The 2,500-nt window shown below is 51.2% G+C and carries 2 tRNA genes and 2 rRNA genes (2 of these 4 running past the window's edge); all 4 read right to left on the reverse strand.

Features of this window, described 5'->3' with window-relative positions:
- Positions 1-20, reverse strand: a tRNA-Thr gene (locus tag EUC40_RS25460); it reaches 56 nt to the left of the window's first position.
- Positions 21-24: 4 nt separating this feature from the next.
- A tRNA-Val gene (locus EUC40_RS25465) sits at positions 25-100 on the reverse strand.
- A gap of 5 nt (positions 101-105) precedes the next feature.
- Positions 106-221, reverse strand: a 5S ribosomal RNA gene (gene rrf / locus EUC40_RS25470).
- A gap of 101 nt (positions 222-322) precedes the next feature.
- A 23S ribosomal RNA gene (locus EUC40_RS25475) occupies positions 323-2,500 on the reverse strand (it continues 744 nt past the right edge of the window).

Consider the following 2,500-nt stretch of genomic DNA (forward strand, 5'->3'; position numbering starts at 1 on the left):
ACCAATTGAGCTAAGTCGGCTAAATGGTGGAGGATGACGGGATCGAACCGCCGACCCCCTGCTTGTAAGGCAGGTGCTCTCCCAGCTGAGCTAATCCTCCGAATTGCCTGGCAACGTCCTACTCTCACAGGGACAAGGTCCCAACTACCATCGGCGCTAGAGAGCTTAACTTCCGTGTTCGGTATGGGAACGGGTGTGACCTCTCTGCCATCATTACCAGACTGTATTCATTTAAGACAAGAATTATTGTAACTCATTTAACCTTTAAAGTCAACAAGTTTTTTATATTCTTTCAAAACTAGATAACATTGCTTCATATTATATGGTTAAGTCCTCGATCTATTAGTATTCGTCAGCTCCACATGTCACCATGCTTCCACCTCGAACCTATCAACCTGATCATCTTTCAGGGATCTTACTAGCTTACGCTATGGGAAATCTCATCTTGAGGGGGGCTTCATGCTTAGATGCTTTCAGCACTTATCCCTTCCGCACATAGCTACCCAGCTATGCCCTTGGCAGAACAACTGGTACACCAGCGGTGCGTCCATCCCGGTCCTCTCGTACTAAGGACAGCTCCTCTCAAATTTCCTACGCCCACGACGGATAGGGACCGAACTGTCTCACGACGTTCTGAACCCAGCTCGCGTACCGCTTTAATGGGCGAACAGCCCAACCCTTGGGACCGACTACAGCCCCAGGATGCGATGAGCCGACATCGAGGTGCCAAACCTCCCCGTCGATGTGGACTCTTGGGGGAGATAAGCCTGTTATCCCCGGGGTAGCTTTTATCCGTTGAGCGATGGCCCTTCCATGCGGAACCACCGGATCACTAAGCCCGACTTTCGTCCCTGCTCGACTTGTAGGTCTCGCAGTCAAGCTCCCTTATGCCTTTGCACTCTACGAATGATTTCCAACCATTCTGAGGGAACCTTTGGGCGCCTCCGTTACACTTTAGGAGGCGACCGCCCCAGTCAAACTGCCCACCTGACACTGTCTCCCGGGTCGATAAGACCCGTAGGTTAGAATTTCAATACAGTCAGGGCGGTATCCCACCAGCGCCTCCACCGAAGCTAGCGCTCCGGTTTCAATGGCTCCCGCCTATCCTGTACAAACTGTACCAAAATTCAATATCAGGCTACAGTAAAGCTCCACGGGGTCTTTCCGTCCTGTCGCGGGTAACCTGCATCTTCACAGGTACTATAATTTCACCGAGTCTCTGGTTGAGACAGTGCCCAAATCGTTACACCTTTCGTGCGGGTCGGAACTTACCCGACAAGGAATTTCGCTACCTTAGGACCGTTATAGTTACGGCCGCCGTTTACTGGGGCTTCAGTTCAGAGCTTCGCTTACGCTAACCCCTCTCCTTAACCTTCCAGCACCGGGCAGGTGTCACCCCCTATACTTCGCCTTACGGCTTCGCAGAGAGCTGTGTTTTTGCTAAACAGTCGCTTGGGCCTATTCACTGCGGCTTTCCGTTAAGAAAGCACCCCTTCTCCCGAAGTTACGGGGTCATTTTGCCGAGTTCCTTAACCAGAGTTCTCTCGCACACCTTAGGATTCTCTCCTCGCCTACCTGTGTCGGTTTGCGGTACAGGCACCTTTTATCTCGCTAGAAGCTTTTCTTGGCAGCGGGGAATCAAAGACTTCGCTCCATAAGGAGCTTCCCCATCACAGCTCAGCCTTCACGATAAGCGGATTTGCCTACTTATCAGCCTAACTGCTTGGACGTGCACAACCAATCGCACGCTTCTTCTATCCTTCTGCGTCCCTCCATTGCTCAAACGATAAAGAGGTGGTACAGGAATATCAACCTGTTGTCCATCGCCTACGCCTGTCGGCCTCGGCTTAGGTCCTGACTAACCCTGAGCGGACGAGCCTTCCTCAGGAAACCTTAGGCATTCGGTGGACGGGATTCTCACCCGTCTTTCGCTACTCATACCGGCATTCTCACTTCTAAGCACTCCACCAGTCCTTACGGTCTGACTTCACTGTCCTTAGAACGCTCCCCTACCACTGATACCATTGGTATCAATCCGCAGCTTCGGTGGTGTATTTAGCCCCGGTACATTTTCGGCGCAGAGTCACTCGACTAGTGAGCTATTACGCACTCTTTAAATGGTGGCTGCTTCTAAGCCAACATCCTAGTTGTCTAAGCAACTCCACATCCTTTTCCACTTAATACACACTTTGGGACCTTAGCTGGCGGTCTGGGCTGTTTCCCTTTTGACTACGGATCTTATCACTCGCAGTCTGACTCCTAAGTATAAGTCGTTGGCATTCGGAGTTTGACTGAATTCGGTAATCCGATGAGGACCCCTAGTCCAATCAGTGCTCTACCTCCAAGACTCTTAAACTTAAGGCTAGCCCTAAAGCTATTTCGGGGAGAACCAGCTATCTCCAGGTTCGATTGGAATTTCTCCGCTACCCACACCTCATCCCCGCACTTTTCAACGTGCGTGGGTTCGGGCCTCCATTCAGTGTTACCTGAACTTCACCCT

Origin of the sequence: Bacillus luti (assembly GCF_009739945.1) — a bacterium.
Lineage (GTDB): Bacteria > Bacillota > Bacilli > Bacillales > Bacillaceae_G > Bacillus_A > Bacillus_A luti.